General features: G+C 69.5%; 15 protein-coding genes. 2 read left to right on the top strand and 13 right to left on the bottom strand.

All coding sequences use genetic code 11. From position 1 onward, the window contains the following. Positions 1-6 precede the first annotated feature (6 nt). The 6 genes from OG623_RS24025 to OG623_RS24000 all read right to left on the bottom strand — a co-directional run bounded on the left by OG623_RS24025 (position 7) and on the right by OG623_RS24000 (position 4,020). The gene (locus OG623_RS24025) at positions 7-660 is read right to left on the bottom strand and encodes a histidine phosphatase family protein (RefSeq protein ID WP_406151977.1); all 654 of its coding nucleotides are present in this window, start codon (positions 658-660) and stop codon (positions 7-9) included. Continuing rightward, complete coding sequence (gene rsfS, locus OG623_RS24020) at positions 657-1,088, bottom strand: ribosome silencing factor (protein ID WP_406149161.1); 432 nt, start codon at positions 1,086-1,088, stop codon at positions 657-659. Before rsfS ends, OG623_RS24025 begins: the two co-directional genes overlap by 4 nt. A gap of 96 nt (positions 1,089-1,184) precedes the next feature. Next, positions 1,185-2,945, bottom strand: coding sequence for an LCP family protein (locus tag OG623_RS24015; RefSeq protein WP_406149160.1), 1,761 nt, complete (start codon positions 2,943-2,945; stop codon positions 1,185-1,187). A 19-nt stretch (positions 2,946-2,964) separates the two neighbouring features. After that, a complete protein-coding gene (gene nadD, locus OG623_RS24010) occupies positions 2,965-3,582 on the bottom strand; it encodes a nicotinate-nucleotide adenylyltransferase (protein ID WP_406149159.1) in 618 nt (205 codons plus the stop codon). Between the two features lie 39 nt (positions 3,583-3,621). Then, positions 3,622-3,783, bottom strand: a complete 162-nt coding sequence (locus OG623_RS24005; RefSeq protein WP_362887685.1) for a hypothetical protein — start codon at positions 3,781-3,783, stop codon at positions 3,622-3,624. Positions 3,784-3,867: 84 nt separating this feature from the next. After that, the gene (locus OG623_RS24000; protein WP_362887683.1) at positions 3,868-4,020 is read right to left on the bottom strand and encodes a hypothetical protein; all 153 of its coding nucleotides are present in this window, start codon (positions 4,018-4,020) and stop codon (positions 3,868-3,870) included. A 110-nt stretch (positions 4,021-4,130) separates the two neighbouring features. Between OG623_RS24000 and OG623_RS23995 the strand changes: the two genes are divergently transcribed. Further along, complete coding sequence (locus OG623_RS23995) at positions 4,131-5,288, top strand: M48 family metallopeptidase (protein WP_406149157.1); 1,158 nt, start codon at positions 4,131-4,133, stop codon at positions 5,286-5,288. Here OG623_RS23995 and OG623_RS23990 read toward each other — a convergent pair. The 5 genes from OG623_RS23990 to proB all read right to left on the bottom strand — a co-directional run bounded on the left by OG623_RS23990 (position 5,209) and on the right by proB (position 10,625). After that, a complete protein-coding gene (locus OG623_RS23990; protein WP_406149156.1) occupies positions 5,209-6,342 on the bottom strand; it encodes a hypothetical protein in 1,134 nt (377 codons plus the stop codon). The genes OG623_RS23995 and OG623_RS23990 overlap by 80 nt on opposite strands. A 367-nt stretch (positions 6,343-6,709) precedes the next feature. Then, positions 6,710-7,309 (bottom strand): hypothetical protein, encoded by a 600-nt coding sequence (locus OG623_RS23985; protein WP_406149155.1) that lies wholly within the window; start codon positions 7,307-7,309, stop codon positions 6,710-6,712. A 158-nt stretch (positions 7,310-7,467) separates the two neighbouring features. Next, the gene (locus OG623_RS23980) at positions 7,468-8,751 is read right to left on the bottom strand and encodes a glutamate-5-semialdehyde dehydrogenase (protein ID WP_406149154.1); all 1,284 of its coding nucleotides are present in this window, start codon (positions 8,749-8,751) and stop codon (positions 7,468-7,470) included. Positions 8,752-8,868: 117 nt separating this feature from the next. Continuing rightward, positions 8,869-9,354 carry a hypothetical protein gene (locus tag OG623_RS23975; protein WP_362887673.1) on the bottom strand — a complete coding sequence of 162 codons (486 nt, stop codon included), beginning with the start codon at positions 9,352-9,354 and terminating at the stop codon, positions 8,869-8,871. A gap of 152 nt (positions 9,355-9,506) precedes the next feature. After that, positions 9,507-10,625: a glutamate 5-kinase gene (proB, locus tag OG623_RS23970; protein ID WP_406149153.1), complete on the bottom strand. Its 1,119-nt coding sequence runs from the start codon at positions 10,623-10,625 to the stop codon at positions 9,507-9,509. 347 nt (positions 10,626-10,972) lie between these two features. Between proB and OG623_RS23965 the strand changes: the two genes are divergently transcribed. Continuing rightward, on the top strand, positions 10,973-12,400 hold the full coding sequence (locus OG623_RS23965) for a polysaccharide pyruvyl transferase family protein (RefSeq protein ID WP_406149152.1): 1,428 nt from the start codon (positions 10,973-10,975) through the stop codon (positions 12,398-12,400). Between the two features lie 34 nt (positions 12,401-12,434). Here OG623_RS23965 and OG623_RS23960 read toward each other — a convergent pair whose 3' ends face one another. Both OG623_RS23960 and OG623_RS23955 read right to left on the bottom strand, forming a co-directional pair. After that, positions 12,435-13,664, bottom strand: coding sequence for a glycosyltransferase family 2 protein (locus tag OG623_RS23960; RefSeq protein WP_406149151.1), 1,230 nt, complete (start codon positions 13,662-13,664; stop codon positions 12,435-12,437). Positions 13,665-13,887: 223 nt separating this feature from the next. Beyond that, positions 13,888-16,020: a hypothetical protein gene (locus OG623_RS23955; RefSeq protein ID WP_406151975.1), complete on the bottom strand. Its 2,133-nt coding sequence runs from the start codon at positions 16,018-16,020 to the stop codon at positions 13,888-13,890. Between the last annotated feature and the right edge of the window lie 192 nt (positions 16,021-16,212).

Raw genomic sequence — 16,212 nt, 5'->3', positions numbered from 1 at the left:
GCCGTCCTAGTCGTCGTCCCCGAGCACGGGTTCCGGGAGCGTCCCGGCGTTGTGTTCCAGCAGGCGCCAGCCGCGCGCGCCCTCGCCCAGCACGGACCAGCAGCAGTTGGACAGCCCTCCGAGCCCCTCCCAGTGGTGGGCCTCGAGACCGAGCAGACGGCCGATGGTCGTCCGGATCGTGCCGCCGTGGCTCACGACGACGAGCGTGCCCGCGTCGGGCAGCTTGCCCGCGTGTTCCAGCACCACCGGGGCGGCCCGGTCGGCGACCTCGGTCTCCAGCTCGCCACCGCCCCTGCGGACCGGCTCACCGCGCTTCCACGCGGCGTACTGCTCGCCGTACTGCTCGACGATCTCCTCGTGCGTGAGGCCCTGCCAGGCACCCGCGTACGTCTCGCGCAGCCCCGCGTCATGGGCGACATCGAGTCCGGTGACCGAGGCGAGCTCGGCAGCCGTGGCCGCTGCCCGTCGCAGGTCGGACGCCACGATCGCGTCCGGCTCCAGCGAGGCGAGCAGCCGGGCGGCGCGGCGCGCCTGACCGACGCCGGTCCCGGTCAGCTCGATGTCGGTGGAACCCTGGAAACGGCGCTCCAGATTCCATGCCGTCTGGCCGTGCCGCCAGAGGACGATCTTGCGGCCCCTGCCGCTCGTGCTGCCGTTCAGCTCTGGTCACCTTCCGTGCCGCCGTTGAGCTGGGCGTGCTCCTCGGCCTTGCCCCGGGTTTTGAGAGCGTCCTCGGGGAGGTCGATCTCGGGGCAGTCCTTCCACAGCCGCTCGAGCGCGTAGAACACACGCTCCTCGCTGTGCTGGACGTGGATCACGATGTCGACGTAGTCGAGGAGGATCCAGCGGGCGTCCCGGTCGCCCTCGCGGCGCACCGGCTTGGCGCCGAGCTCCTTCTGCAGCCGCTCCTCGATCTCGTCGACGATCGACTTGACCTGGCGGTCGTTGGGAGCCGAGGCCAGCAGGAAGGCGTCGGTGATCGACAGCACGTCGCTGACGTCGTAGGCGATGATGTCGTGCGCGAGCCGGTCGGCCGCTGCCTGGGCAGCGGCGTTGATGAGCTCGATGGAGCGGTCCGTGGCGGTCACATGCAGGCTTTCGTCGGCGGTCAGATCAACCTCTAGGGTCTCACGGACCGCCGACAGCCCTGACGACCTCGCCCGCGCGAGACCGTCGCGAGGTTGTCACGACGTCTGGTCGTCGATCTTGTAGTTCTGTCCGATGGTGACCGACACATCGGCGTTCGCCGCGGTCTTCCCCTTCTTCACCGCGCTGTCCGGCAGACCCAGCGTCTTGGCGACCTCGACCGCCGCGGCCTTGTCCTCCGCCGCTTCGTAGACCACCTCGGACGAGGTCGCGGTGTCCGCCTTGCCACTGTCCACGAAGGCGTAGCCGCCGTTGACGAGCTGGACCCTGGCGTACTCCGTGCCCTTCGTGTTCCCCGTGGCGTTCTTGATGCCGACGCGTACGGCCGCACCCTGGTCCGGGGCCTTCACCTTGCCGCCCAGGACGTCCTTGACGACATCCTCGGTCGCCTTCTCGGTCAGGGTGCCGTCGTCCTGGACCGGGAGCAGTTCCGTCTTGTAGTCGCCCACCTTGGCGTGCCCGGCCAGCTTCGCCAGCGAGGCGCCCAGGTCCTGCTCCGGCAGGGACGGGTCGAGGATCTGCGCGAGGGTCTCGATGGTGAGGGTCGCGGCCTTGGGATCCTCCGACAGCTTGCGCAGCACGCTTCGCATGACCTCTCCGAAGCGCGCCAGCTGCTTGGTCTCCGGCTCGCCCGAGCCCTGGTAGGTGGCGTACGCGACGGCCATCGGGCCGCTCAGCGTCTGCGCCTCCCCCTTGTTCACCAGGGGGTCCGCGCCCTTCTTGGAGTCGGGCACGGCCGTGTCGGTGTCGACCTCGATGTTGCCCACGAGCTCGACGAGGTTCTCCAGGTACGGGGTGTCGAGGCGCCAGGTGCCACTGATGCTGGTGCCGAGCAGGGTGTCGATCGCCTCACGGGTGCCGGTTGATCCGTCGTCGTCGACGGACTTGCCGAGCGTGGTCGTGGACCCGTCATCGGCGGCCACGGCCAGCGAGTTGGGGAGCAGGACCGTGGTGCCCTGGCCGGTGGTGGAGTTGTCGACGAGCAGCGCCGTCGAGGTGCCGCCCTTCTTGGTGTTGTGCAGATGGACGACGATGACGTCCCGCTTCTGCGGACCGCTCGCGGTGGCGTTCTGCTCGTCCTTGCCGGAGACTCCCGGGATCTTGCCGGCGAACCAGAGGTAACCGGCTCCGCCGACGACCACGAGAGCCACCACGACTATCAGCGCGACCATACGGTTGTGCCCGCGCCGGCGGGCCTCCTCGCGTCGCTCGCTGCGGCTCTCGGTGAATTTCAGCCAGTCGATGACATCTTCGGAGTCCTCGTCGGGCTCCTCGATGAAGGAGAACTGCTCGGTGCGGTAGTCGCGGTCGGCACGGCGCTGCCCGGGGACGGCGGCCTCCGGCGCAGGTTCGGGCTCACGCCGCTGTTCCGGGACCGGAGGTGCGGGAGCAGCCTCCGGTGCGGGGGGTGACTGGGGGACGTTCCACTGCTGGGTGGAATCGTCCACGGCGGGCTGCTGCCCCGTGTCGTAGCCGTACGCCGCGTAGCCGCCGTCGGCGTAGCCGTAACCCTGCTGAGTCGGCTGCGCCTGCTGGGAGGCGTACGGGTCGTACTGCTGTTGCTGTTGCTGTTGCTGCGCGGCGGCGTACGGGTCGTAGCCGTATCCCTGCTGGGGCTGCTGGGGTTGTTGCTGCTGGTGTTGCTGCTGCGCGTACGGGTCGTACTGGTCGTACTGCTGCTGCCCCTGCCCCTGCGGTGGCTGTTGCTCCTGCTGCTGGTAGACCGGCTGCCCGTACGCGTCGTAGCCGATGATCTGCGGCTGCTGGTACGGGTCGTACGGGTCGTGTCGGTCGTTCACAGGTGCCCCTCTCCGTGGCTCATTCGCCGCGGTACAGCTGGCGCTTGTCGATGTAACGGACGACACCGTCCGGCACCAGATACCAGACCGGGTCCCCCTGCCCGACCCTCGCACGGCAGTCTGTGGACGAGATCGCCAGCGCGGGCACCTCCACCAGCGAGACCCCGCCCTTGGGCAGCCCGTCGTCCGTCAGCAGATGGCCCGGCCGGGTCACGCCGATGAAGTGGGAGAGCGAGAAGAGTTCCTCGGCGTCCCGCCAGGTCAGGATCTGGGACAGGGCGTCGGCGCCGGTGATGAAGAAGAGGTCCGCGTCGCCGTGGACCGTACGCAGATCCCGCAACGTGTCGATCGTGTACGTCGGCCCGCCGCGGTCGATGTCGCTGCGGCTCACCGAGAACTGCGGGTTGGACGCCGTCGCGATGACCGTCATCAGATAGCGGTCCTCGGCCGGTGACACCTGCTTGTGGCTCTTCTGCCAGGGCTGCCCGGTCGGGACGAACACGACCTCGTCGAGGTGGAAGTGGGCGGCCACTTCACTGGCCGCCACCAGGTGTCCGTGGTGGATCGGGTCGAACGTCCCGCCCATCACTCCGATGCGGCGCTTGTCGGGGCCGGTAGGCACTTCCTGCTCTCCCATGCGTGCAGACCCTACTGGCACAGCTGTTCGCTCTGTGCCTCAGCGGTCGCGGTTGAAGCGGGTGGTGATCCACAGCAGGAGCAGCAGCACGAGGAACGCGCCGCCACCGGTGACGTACGGGCTGAGGCTTTCGTGGTTACCACCCTGCTCGCCTTCGGCAGCGAGGGTGACCAGCTGGTGCGCGGTGCTCGGGAAGCTCATCTTCTGCAGGACCTATCCATCGGGAATCAGGAGGGAGACGTCGCGCACATCGTATGCGGGCGCGCCGGGCACGCTCACGCCGACTCAGTCGTTCTTGTCGTCGTTGCGGTATCCGCGCAGCAGGAACCAAGCGAGCAGGGCCGCTCCGACGAGCGAGGCGAGCAGCACGATGCGAAGCAGGTTGCCCGGCCCCTGGCCCTCGGACACGGCGGCGAGCATGACGGCGTTGTGCGGCATTCCGGGCGCTCCTCAAAGTTATCCACAGCCCCCCGCACACCGTAGCGCCAGCGCATACGCTGGCTTGTGTCAGGGGGACGAGCAACGTCTCGTACGAACAGGGGGCATCCATGACCGACGCCAGTCACGAGAGCGTGCCGAGCAGGCAGCGCAGGCGATTCCCGGACATCTCATCGCGGGCCTACGAGCATCCGGCGGACCGTTCGGCCCTGGTGGCCCTGCGCAAGCTGAGCGGTTTCGACACGGTGTTCAAGGCGCTGAGCGGACTGCTGCCCGAGCGCAGTCTGCGGCTGCTCTTCCTGTCGGACTCCGTCCGGGTGAGCGACGCACAGTTCACGCATCTCAACGACATGCTGCGGGACGCGTGTTACATCCTGGATCTCGAGCGGGTCCCGCCGATGTACGTGAATCAGGATCCGCAGCCCAATGCCATGTGTATCGGCCTCGACGAGCCGATCATCGTGGTGACGACCGGGCTCGTCGAGCTGCTCGACGAGGAGGAGATGCGGGCCGTGGTCGGCCACGAGGTGGGCCATGCGCTCTCCGGCCACGCGGTGTACCGCACGATATTGCTCTTCCTCACCAATCTCGCGCTCAAGGTGGCGTGGATCCCGCTCGGCAATGTCGCGATCATGGCGATCGTGACCGCGCTGCGCGAGTGGTTCCGCAAGTCGGAGCTGTCAGCCGACCGCGCCGGGCTGCTGGTGGGCCAGGATCTGCGTGCCTCCATGCGCGGGCTGATGAAGATCGCCGGCGGCAATCATCTCCACGAGATGAATGTGGACGCCTTCCTCGCCCAGGCCGACGAGTACGAGAGGGGCGGCGACCTCCGCGACTCGGTGCTCAAGATCCTCAATGTGCTGCCCCGGACGCATCCGTTCACCACGATCCGGGCGGCCGAGCTGAAGAAGTGGTCGGAGACCCGGGACTTCCAGCGCATCATGGACGGCCACTACGCCAAGCGCGACGAGGACAAGGACACCTCGGTGACGGACTCCTTCCGTCAGTCCGCGTCGCACTACGCCGACACGGTGCGCACCAGCAAGGACCCACTGATGAAGCTCGTCGGTGACATCGCGGGCGGTGCGGGCGACCTGGGAGGCAAGCTCCGGGACCGGTTCACCGGCGCGGCCGGTGGAGCCGCCGGCACCGGCGGCGGCGCGGCCAAGGGCACTCCGCCCTCGGACTCTACGGACGGCTCCGAGGGGACCTGGCGGCGTCCGGGTCCTGAGGACCCTGAGGAGGAGGGCCCGGGCTCGGGGAGCTGACGGACAGCGTGCCGCAGAGGGCCGCCGTGGGCACGCCCGTGGCGTACGGGTCGGTGCCTGTGGGGCCCCGGGTGTCGGCCCGGCCGCCCGCGAGCAGCGGATGCAGGACGCTCGCCGTGTCGGACGAGCACGACTGCGGACCGGCCTGGACGTAGGCGCTGCGGACCTCCAGCCGGTGCAGCCGGATGTCTTCCCGGTCGAGCAGGAAATGCAGCATGCGGCGCACGGTGAACAGCGAGACTCCGTCGGCCCGGTGGGGGCCGGACACGGCGGGGCGCAGCGCGTAGGTGAAGGTGTGGTCGGACACCACCTCCAGGATGTCCGACCCCGCCTCCGCGTAGGTGAGGCTGCCGTGCACCCGGACGTCGGTGTCGGCGAGTTCGACCTCGGCCGGGTCGAAGCGCACCAGCCAGCCGGTCGCGCTGTGCTCGCCGTCGTCGGCCGGTGAGTCCACGCTCCGGTCGAACTGCGCCGTCTGGTCCGGGTCGAGCAGTCGTCCGACCGGCCGGACGACTCCGGCGGTCAGTACGTCGGGGTCGAGAGAGGAGCCCACCAGATAGTCCTTGACCGTGGTCAGCGCGATGGTCACCTGGCTGTCCGAGAAGTTCTCCGTGCGCCGGACCGACGGGAGGGTGATGCCCTGGGCGCCCGTGCTGTGCTCCGCGGCCGGGCCGTCGGCGAGGAGCGACTCGGCGGTCCCTCCGGGCACAGCGCCTTTCGGGGCGAGCGGGACCACCGTGGTCCGCAGGGGTTCGGCACGCCTGCCGACGGTGGGCGGGTAGGGGTTGCGGAAGCCGATGTAGACGGCACTGGCGAAGGCCAGGGCGATCAGCACGACGAGAGCGACACCCGCCCTGGGGCGGTGCCGCCGGGTGGCGCGGCCGGGCAGGGAGCGTACGGCGCGCGCGTGGTCGCCCATGCGCTCCTGCGCGGAGAACTCCTGCAGCCGGGCAGCGCGGACGAACGATTCGTCGAAGACGAGTGAGCGGTACTCGTCCTCCCCGCCCGAGGGGTTGTCGAGCGGTCCTTCCGGCGGTTCTCCGCGGCCTGTCATGAATTCTCCCGATCTCCGCGCCACCGGCGGGGGCTGGCGCTGGATCCGCCTCAGCCGCTCGGCATCGGGCGGACCTGTCCGTCACGGGTTCGACACATGGACACGTGGCTGGCCCTCTTCCCGGGGACGGGGACGAGAGAAGGGGTCACAAGGTCATATCTTCAGATTGGATCGATCCTCATCAAGGTAAACGCGCCGCAGGTGGGAGCGCAGGTGGAGCGCCGCCGGGAGGGCGAAGGGGTGCGACCACGAGCGCTCAACGGGAGAACAGGCGGGAGAACGAGCTGGCGAAGAGCAGGGGAACCGGCCGGCGAAGAGCAGCGGAACCAGCCGGCGAAGAGGCGGGCGAGCAGTCGGGAGGGCCGGTTCAGGGGGTGCGGGGAACGGCGGAGACCGCCGGGCGGGAGTAGTCGGCCGATGCGGAGGGGGCCGCGCCAGGCGGCTTGTCGACGCCGCTGGTCACCGGAGACGGCACCTGGTCCTCCCGACCGCCCGCCGCGCCGCGGTACACCGCGTTGAAGGCCAGGGCCACCATCCCGATCCCCATCAGCAGGGCGAGCAGCCAGGCGATGGGCCTGTGCCAGCGAGCGGCGCCACGGTAAGGACGCAGGGAGCCGCCGTGACGCCCGTAGGGGCCGTTCTCGTCCTCGCGGATGCCGTCGGGGTCATCGGGGTCCCAGGAGTCACCGAAGGCGCTCTCGTGGCCGTACAGGCCGCCGGGGCCGTAGTCGTCGCAGAGGTCGTCGTCCAGGGCTCCGCCGCCCCGGCGGGCCCGGCCGGCCTCGGCCTCGGCGCGGTCCTGCGCGGCGGCCAGCAGGCGCTCCACCGCGGTGGGTTCATGGATCTCGGCGGACCGGACGAAGTCCTCGTCGAACACCACGGAGGCGAAGTCCTCGTCCGCGCCCCCGCGGTCGTCGTCGGGCTCCCAGCCGTCCGGGAACGGCTTGCCCCCCACGTCGTCCGGCACAGCTTCAGCCTAGACCCGGCAGGGCGTTTTGGGCAGGGAGCCCGCGAAGTCGCCCACCCGGACCGGGCTCGGCGCGGCCCCCGGGTCCGGTCCGACGCGGGTCCGGTCCGACGCGGGCCCGGGCTCGGCGCGGGCCCGGTCCCCGGGGCCGCCAGGCCCTAACGGACGTGGCCGTCCCCGGTGACGATGTACTTCGTCGACGTCAGCTCGGGCAGCCCCATCGGCCCACGGGCATGCAGCTTCTGCGTGGAGATCCCGATCTCGGCACCGAATCCGAACTGGCCGCCGTCGGTGAAGCGCGTCGACGCGTTCACGGCGACCGTCGTGGAATCCACCAACTGGGTGAACCGGCGGGCCGCCGCCTGCGAGGTGGTGACGATCGCCTCGGTGTGACCGGAGGACCAGAGCCTGATGTGCGCCACAGCGGCCTCCAGCGACTCCACGACAGCGGCCGCGATGTCGTACGAGAGGTACTCGGTCTCCCAGTCCTCCGGCGTCGCCGGCACGACGGTGGCCTTGGACTCCTCGGCGTACGCCAGTACCCGCTCGTCGCCGTGCACGGTCACCCCGGCGCGCGCCAGCGCGTCCAGGGCCAGGGGCAGGAAGTCCGCGGCGATGTCCTTGTGGACCAGGAGGGTCTCGGCGGCGTTGCAGACGCTCGGCCGCTGCGCCTTGGAGTTGACCAGGATCTCCACGGCCATGGCGAGGTCGGTCCGCGCGTCGACGTACACATGGCAGTTGCCGGTGCCCGTCTCGATGACCGGGACCGTCGACTCCTCCACGACCGTGCGGATCAGTGAGGCACCGCCGCGCGGGATCAGTACGTCGACGAGGCCGCGGGCCCGCATCAGCTCGCGCACCGAGTCACGGTTCTCGCCCGGGACGAGCTGCACCGCGTCCGCCGGGAGGCCGGACCCGCCCACCGCGTCACGGAGCACCCGCACGAGGGCGGTGTTCGAGGCGTACGCCGACGAGGATCCGCGCAGCAGCACCGCGTTGCCGGACTTCAGGCAGAGCGCCGCGGCGTCGACCGTCACATTGGGCCTGGCCTCGTAGATGATGCCGACCACTCCGAGCGGCACCCGCACCTGACGCAGATCGATGCCGTTGGGGAGGGTGGAGCCCCGGACCACCTCGCCGACCGGGTCCGGCAGCGCCGCCACGTCACGCGCGTCCGCCGCGATCGCGCGGATGCGCTCCGGTGTGAGTGTGAGCCGGTCGACGACCGACTCGCTCGTCCCTGCCTCCCTGGCCTTCGCGACGTCCTCGGCGTTGGCCTCGACGATCTCGCCGGTGCGCACCTCGAGCGCGTCCGCGATGGCCAGCAGGGCGTCGTCCTTCGCCGCGCGCGGGAGTGGCGCGATGTCGTCGGCGGCGGCGCGTGCCCGGTAGGCGGCCCGGGCGACCGGGGACATGTTGTCGTACGGCGAAAGCGTGGTCATGCCCGCAGGGTAGTGCGCACACTGCGGGCATCCGTCACGTATCCCGTCATGCGAGACAGGGCGTACCGGTGGGGTGCGCCCCGCCGGTCAGCAGGGGGCGGCCGGAGACAGCCGGACTCAGTAGGGGTGCACACCGACGGGGGCTGCCGGGGGCGGTCCGTAGCCCTCGGCGATACGCAGGTGGTAGGTCTCCCGGTCGATGACCTCGAGGCCGACGATCTCCCAGGGCGGGAGTTTCGCGCTGGACCGGTGTTCGCCCCACAGCCGCAGCGCCACGGCCGCGGCGTCGTGCAGGTCCCTGGCCTCCTCCCAGTAGCGGACCTCCGCGTGGTCGTTGGCGTACCGGCTGGTCAGCAGGAACGGGTGGTCGTGCGCCAGCTGCTCGAGTCCGCGCCTGACCTCCTTCAGCGGTGTCTCGCTGCCGGAGACGCTGAGGGTGATGTGCCACAGCTTGGAGCGGGTCAGTTCCTCGTCCGTGACCACCGGTTGCTGCTCGGTGGTCTGGTCGGTGGGCGTGCCGACGAAATCGGCTCCCGCCCCGACGCTGGTCAGGGCACGGCTGCCCGTTCCGCGGGGCGGCGCCCCCGGGCGCGCTCGTCTCACCGGCGGCCTCCTGTGAATGTGTAGCTGTGCTGACCCAAGGGTCTTTCGCTCGGATACCCCAGATACCCCCACGACAAAGTTGACCAGTCCGGGGGCGGGTGTGGGGCGGTTTTCGTGAAGGTCTCCGCCCGAAGGCTGGACTTTCAGCCGTTTCAGGGGGCCGGGCGGGGCGTGAGGACGACGAGATCGTCCCTGTGTACGACTTCCCGTTCGTAGGCGGGGCCCAGCTCGCGCGCGAGGTCGCGGGTCGACCGGCCCAGCAGCTGGGGGATCTCCTTCGCGTCGAAATTGACGAGACCCCGAGCGACGGCCCGGCCGGCGGGGTCGCGCAGCTCGACCGGGTCCCCCGCGGAGAACTCGCCCTCGACCGCGGAGATCCCCGCGGGCAGCAAGGACGTACGGCGGTCGACGATCGCGCGCACCGCCCCGTCGTCGAGCGTGAGCGCGCCCTGCGGGGTCGAGGCATGGGCCAGCCAGAGCAGCCGGTCGGCCGAGCGGCGCCCGGTGCGGTGGAAGTACGTGCCGGTGTCGCGCCCCGCGAGAGCGTCGGCGACATGGCTCGCCGACGTGAGGACGACCGGGATGCCGGCGGCGGTGGCGATCCGGGCCGCCTCGACCTTGGTCACCATGCCTCCGGTGCCGACACCCGCCTTCCCCGCGCTGCCGATGGTGACGCCCTCCAGATCGGCCTCCCCGGTCACCTCGGCGATGCGGGAGGTGCCCGGCCTGCTCGGGTCCCCGTCGTAGAGGCCGTCCACGTCGGACAGGAGCACGAGGAGGTCGGCGTGGACCAGATGGGCGACGAGGGCGGCGAGCCGGTCGTTGTCCCCGAACCGGATCTCGTCCGTGGCCACCGTGTCGTTCTCGTTGACGACGGGGAACGCGCCCATCTCCAGGAGCTGGTCGAGCGTGCTGTAGGCGTTGCGGTAGTGGGCGCGCCTGCTGGTGTCGTCGGACGTCAGCAGCACCTGCCCGACCCGAACGGCGTAGCGGGCGAAGGAAGCGGTGTAGCGGGCGACGAGCAGCCCCTGGCCGACGCTGGCAGCGGCCTGCTGCCTGGCCAGGTCCTTGGGCCTGCGCACGAGCCCGAGGGGTGCGAGGCCTGCCGCGATGGCGCCGCTGGAGACGAGGACGATCTCACGCTCCCCGCCGCTCCTGACCTTGGCCAGCACATCGACGAGCGCGTCGACCCGGTCGGCGTCGAGGCCCCCCGCCGCTGTGGTGAGCGAGGACGAGCCGACCTTGACCACGATGCGGCGGGCATCGGTCACACCCGGCCTGTACCCCGAGCCACCCTCGGCGGACCCGGCGGACCCGGACGCGCGGGCCCCGTCCCCCGCGGTTGTGCCGGGCGCGTCCCCGCGTTCCGCCGCCGCGCCTTCGGATTCCCTTGCCCCTGACACGTACGCCCGTCCCCATCACGTCGTCCTGCTCGGTTTTCCTCAATCTACGCGAGGGGCCGGGTCCCGCATCGTGCCGTCTCAGCTGCTGTCAGCGGGTGGACGCCACTACGACGCCATTACGCGGACCGATGGCTTCCGGCGGCGCTTCGACATGCCCCGGAATAGGCCATTTACTCAATCTCCACCCGCCGTTCATGGGGGCTACCCTCTATTGCGTGACAGATGAACTGACCCGCCAGAGGCGCATTCTCCTCAGATCGGGCAAAAGCCCCTTCGATGTGGCTTCGCTCGAACAGTCCCTCGACAGAGATGTCTTCGCGACCAACGCGGGCAATCTGATCTTCAGCGATGCGGCACACAAGCTTCTTACGACTCCGCGTGCGGAGGTCTTCTCCAACGGCATCCGGACGGATCCGCGGGCGGCCGCCCGCATAAACGAGGAGTTCGACGTATTCGTCGTGCCGCTGGCGAATGCCTTCCGGCCGACGTTCGAGCGTCCCCTCAAGCGGATGACACAGCTGATCAAGAAGCTGCGCATCCCCGTCGTCGTCCTCGGTGTCGGCGCGCAGGCCGACCTCAAGTACGACGCGTCCCGGCTGAAGGCGATGGAGCCGACCGTCAGGGAGTTCGTCACCGAGGTGCTCAACCGCAGCGCCTCCATCGGTGTGCGGGGTGAGTTCACCGAGCAGTACCTGAAGGGCATGGGCTTCCGCGACGTCGAGGTCATCGGCTGCCCCTCCATGTTCATGGGCGGCGAGACGTTCACGGTCGAGAAGAGGACCGAGTCGCTCACCGCCGAATCCCTCATCTCGGTGAACGGGTCACACAGTGCCGTTCGTTCGCACGGCCTCGACGCCATCATCCGGCAGGCACACGAGCGCTATCCGAATCTGCGGTTCGTCGGGCAGAACCTCCTGGAGGCACAGCTGCTCCACTGGCGGGAGACGTCGAACCGGATCGGCGCCCAGACCTCGATGCCGACCCATCCGTCCCACCCGATGTACCGCGAGGGCAAGGTCCGTCTCTACGTCGACCCGGCCACCTGGATCGACGAGCTACGCGCGTTCGACTTCTCGTTCGGCTCACGCATCCACGGGAACATCGCGGCGCTCCTGGCGGGCGTCCCCAGCACCGTGCTCTGCAGCGACTCCCGGACCCTGGAGCTCTGCCGCTACTTCGGCATTCCGCACCGCAAGATCTCCGAGACACCCAAGAACATCGACCCCGCGGAGCTCTACGAGTCGGCGGACTTCAGCGAACTGGTGAACGGTCACAAGGAACGTTTTCTCCGTTTCACCGGCTTCATGGAGCGGAACGGCCTGGAGAACACCTTCCACCACGGAGACAGCGGCAAGGCGTTCGACGCCAAGATGGCCAAGCTCACCCTTCCGCCGGCCGTACGCCCGTGGACCGAGACCGACCCCGACTCGCTGAGCAGCCGTTTCAGCTGGATGCAGAGCCGGATGGAGGAGCTGTCCGCGGAGAACGCCCTGCTGCGCGGCCAGCTCGAGAAGAAGGCCGGTCCTGTCAGCATCAAACTGCAGGCAGGCGGCCAGGCGACGGCCGCGTGGCCTTCGGCCTACCGGCGCGCCCGGCGCGTGGTGGGACGTCCGGTGCGCAGGCTGCTGCGCCCTGACCAGTAGGGGCCATGTCCACTGCCGCCTCACGCCCGCCGTCTCAGACCTTGTGGGTACGGCGCGGCACATGCAGTCCGGCGGCCCGGGCCGATCTACGCGCCCTGCCCGCCAGTCGCCGCAGGACGGCGGCAGTGGACTGATGCTCCGGAGCGTCGATGCGCTTGCGGCCGATCCACTCGGTCACGGTCAGTTCGTACGCCGCCAGAGGCAGCTGAGTGCTGTCCCCGAAGTGGGGGTACGCCAGGTACAGGCGGCCCCTGACGCCCTTGCGCACCACCCGCGGCTTCTTCTTGTCCTTGATGAACTGCACGATGTCCAGGAGCAGGTCGAGTCTGCCCTGCGAGACGCAGACCAGCCTGAGCCGCTCGTGGACCTTGAGGCGACGGGCCACACCGGGTGACCAGTAGGCCTTCATCAGGGGCGCCGCCAGCTCCATCTTCTTCTTCCGCACCGCGGCGGACTGCCGCAACAGGGACGGCCCGAACTGCGGCAGCAGGGTGATGACGAACGGCCGGACCATCAGGACGTCCCGCTTCGGCCCCGGTGGGACGTGCGTGGCGATCAGCCCCATGAGCGCCCTGGCCGAATCGAAGCGCAGCCGGTAGGTGCCGCTCTTCGTCATGTGTTTGCCGTCCTCCCTGCCCACGAGGTAGTAGCAGGTGTGGTCGGCCACGACGGAGACGCCGCTGCCCCGCAGATACGCCTCCATGGTGAAGAGCGCGTCCTCCCCCGTCCTGAGGTCCTCGTCGAACTTCATGCCGAGCCGCACCAGGAGATCCCGCCGGAACAGCTTCTGGGCACTCAGGGTGAATTTGATGTTGGAGGAGAAGAGATCGGCGCGCTCGACGGTCTCCTTCCACATCGACTTGGCAGCCCCGCGGTTGACGCCGACGACCTTCCCCAGCACCACGTCCGTGCCGGCCCGGTCGCCCATCGCGACCATCCGTTCCAGGGCCTCTTCGCCGAAGTAGTCGTCCGCGTCGAGGAAGAAGACGTACCGGCCGCGGGCGAGTCCGAGCCCGACATTGCGGGGCCCGCTGGGCCCACCGGAGTTCTCCTGGTGGACCACACGCATGTCGATGGCGGTCCTGGCGGCGAACTCCTCCAGGTACTCCCCTGTGCCGTCGGTCGACCCGTCGTCGACGGCCACGATCTCCATGCGTCCGGCAGGAAGCGTCTGCGCCTCGACGGAGTCCAGGCAGCGGATCAGGTACGGCATGGCCTCGTAGGCGCCGATGATGACGGTCACATCTGGTGCGGTGCTGCTCATCTCTCCCCGGTTCACGTATACACGCATTAGTCAGGAGAAACGATAGAACGACGACATGTGCCCCGTTCTCTGCACGGACACGCCGAACGGTCCGTACGTTCCCCTCCACAAGAGAGGAGATGTACGGACCGTTTCGTAGGTTGCGTCTTAATGGGGTGGATTTCGAACAACTGCATGACAACCGGATGACAGCCGGTCGTCAGCGCCCCGGGGGGCGCCCGTGTCAGCGGATCGACGAGGGGCCCGCGCCCACCTCCGCGTCGGCGTCCGGCGCCTCAGGTGCGTCCGGATCGGCGGCCGCCTCGGCCTCCGCGACCACCTCGGCCGCCCCGTTCCCCGCACCGCTGGACGCGGCCTCGGGGTCGGGACGCGGGACGGCGGCCTGCTCGCCCACCCGCTGTGCGACGCCTGTGTTGCGGGCCTCGGCCTTGGCCGCCAGGGCACGGACCGCGGCGTTGAACTGCTCCATCGAGGTGGGCTCGTCCGGCCCCAGCAGGTAGCTCTTCAGCTCGTGACGGTCCTCGGCCAGCGGGTCGGCCGCCGGATCGGCGACCGCACGCAGGAGCTCGTCGATGCCCTCCGCGCTGTTGGGGAGGATGACGGCCGCCCGTACGGCGGTGTTCTGACGCTTGAACTCCTCCTCGCCGAGCTGGGCCGAGTCGGTGACGGCGTACGGCTTGCCGCTCGCGATGAAGTCGGAGACCACGCTGGAGATGTCCGAGACCATGGCGTCGGACTGGTTGAAGCAGTCGTACAGCTTCGGCTCGGAGCCGGTCACCGTCCGGTGCTCCCACCAGCCGAAGGAACCCCAGTAGGCGTCGTTCCACCGGCTCCGCAGGGTGGCGATCTCGGCCTGGCGAGCCGGGTCGGCGAGCGAGACCCTGGACTCCTCCGACTCGTCCCCGCCGGCGCGGCCGGGCTTCGCCAGTTCCGCCAGACGGGCCTCGACGCGGGCGAGCTCGGCAGTGGCCTCGCTCTGCCCCGCTGCCGCCGCCGAGGCCTCCTGCGCCCAGCGCGGGTCGGTGGCACGGGCCTCCGTGGCCTTGACGATCATGGCCTGGATCCGGGCGTCCACGGCCTTGGCCTTGGCGCTGCGGATCCCGGTGAAGGGGTGCGGCTTGTAGATGACCCGGACCGGGTTCTCCGCCTTCAGCAGCCGGCGGATGATGTTCTCGCCGGCCAGCAGCAGCGAGGTGTTGCCCGGGTTGTCGTCCCAGCCCTCCCAGGTCGGGGCGTACAGCACGGTCGGGACGGGGTTCTTCGTGGTGCCGGTCCAGCTCTCGATGGGCGCCAGCTGCGGGCGCCCGACCTCGACGATGTCCTCGTCACGCACACCGACGTCGGCCAGGGCGTAGCGGTCGCGGCCGGCCCTGCCCGCGGTCCACACCTCGTCGTACACCTTGGAGTACGGGTTGACGCTGGCCAGCTTGTCGCTGTCGCCATGGCCGATGAAGACGTGCTTCGCGGTCGGGACGCGCAGCATGTGGATGTTCTTGCCGACGTTGGCCGGGTACAGGCACACCCGGACGGTGGAGAGATCCATGTTCATCAGGTGGGTGCCGCCGGGCACGCAGATCACGGGCACGGAGGTGTCGGCGAGCTGCGGGACGAGATTGCGCTCACGCATGATGATCAGCGGGCGTCCCTCGACGGCGGCCATGGTGTCGAGCCACATGTTGCCCTGGTAGGCGGACTCGCTGGAGCCGGAGAAGTAGAGCACGACCGTCGGCCGGTACTCACGCAGCCAGACGTCCAGGGCGTCGAGCACCGCGGGGACGGCCGGGGCCCGACGGCTCCGGCGCAGGTACGGCGCGAGCAGGGCGTTGTAACCGACGGCCAGGAGCAGCGTCAGCCCGGCACCGATGTAGCCGATGACGTCCTCACCCGTGCCGACGGCGAGCAGGACACCCGCCACCGCCGGGAGGTCGAGGTGGAGCATCTTCTCGCTGGCACGGTGCAGCAGTGCGCGCGGCGGCGCGTCGGGGATGCGGACGGCGTGCAGGTCCACGTTCCGGGTGACGATCGGCAGGCTGCGGCGCAGCCGGATCAGCGTCGTCAGCGCGCCGTGCGGGGCCTGCAGACCGTAGAAGACGAGGAAGCAGGCGACCGCCGCGTAGAACAGCGGCTCCTCGGCGGCGTCCATCCTGGCCAGCAGGAGCAGCACCATCAGCTGGCGGAGCAGGAAGCGGATGGACAGCCCCGCTCGCACCTTGCCGAGCCGGTTGATCAGATAGCTGCCGCGCTGGTGCAGATACCAGTCCGCGAGGTACGTGACAGCCGTGGCCGCCGCGAAGAACCAGATGTCGGGCAGAAGACCGGCGATCATGACGCAGGGATACCCCAGCATCATCAGCATGGCCGCCAACAATTCTGACCGGCTGCCCACACGGGCCAGGCGAATGGCTGTCGAAATCACGAAGGACCTGCTCCAGGGGGTGCCGATTATTTCACGTATGAGAAGGAAATGTGGAGATCCGACTTCACGCACTCGGGCCTCTGGTTCCACCAAAAGGTGAACCCAGAGGCCCGTAAAAGTTCATTTGTCAAG

The sequence above is a fragment of the Streptomyces sp. NBC_01012 genome, assembly GCF_045162755.1.
GTDB lineage: Bacteria > Actinomycetota > Actinomycetes > Streptomycetales > Streptomycetaceae > Streptomyces.
This window is presented reverse-complemented; position numbering and strand designations above follow the sequence as displayed.

What these genes read in the sequence shown, in the direction of transcription:
- nadD (WP_406149159.1), bottom strand. Translation starts at nt 3,582, where the DNA reads ATGGGAGAGCAGGAAGTGCCTACCGGCCCCGACAAGCGCCGCATCGGA.
- OG623_RS24005 (WP_362887685.1), bottom strand. Translation starts at nt 3,783, where the DNA reads ATGAGCTTCCCGAGCACCGCGCACCAGCTGGTCACCCTCGCTGCCGAA.
- OG623_RS24000 (WP_362887683.1), bottom strand. Translation starts at nt 4,020, where the DNA reads ATGCCGCACAACGCCGTCATGCTCGCCGCCGTGTCCGAGGGCCAGGGG.
- OG623_RS23995 (WP_406149157.1), top strand. Translation starts at nt 4,131, where the DNA reads ATGACCGACGCCAGTCACGAGAGCGTGCCGAGCAGGCAGCGCAGGCGA.
- OG623_RS23990 (WP_406149156.1), bottom strand. Translation starts at nt 6,342, where the DNA reads ATGACAGGCCGCGGAGAACCGCCGGAAGGACCGCTCGACAACCCCTCG.
- OG623_RS23980 (WP_406149154.1), bottom strand. Translation starts at nt 8,751, where the DNA reads ATGACCACGCTTTCGCCGTACGACAACATGTCCCCGGTCGCCCGGGCC.
- OG623_RS23960 (WP_406149151.1), bottom strand. Translation starts at nt 13,664, where the DNA reads ATGAGCAGCACCGCACCAGATGTGACCGTCATCATCGGCGCCTACGAG.
- OG623_RS23955 (WP_406151975.1), bottom strand. Translation starts at nt 16,020, where the DNA reads ATGCTGATGATGCTGGGGTATCCCTGCGTCATGATCGCCGGTCTTCTG.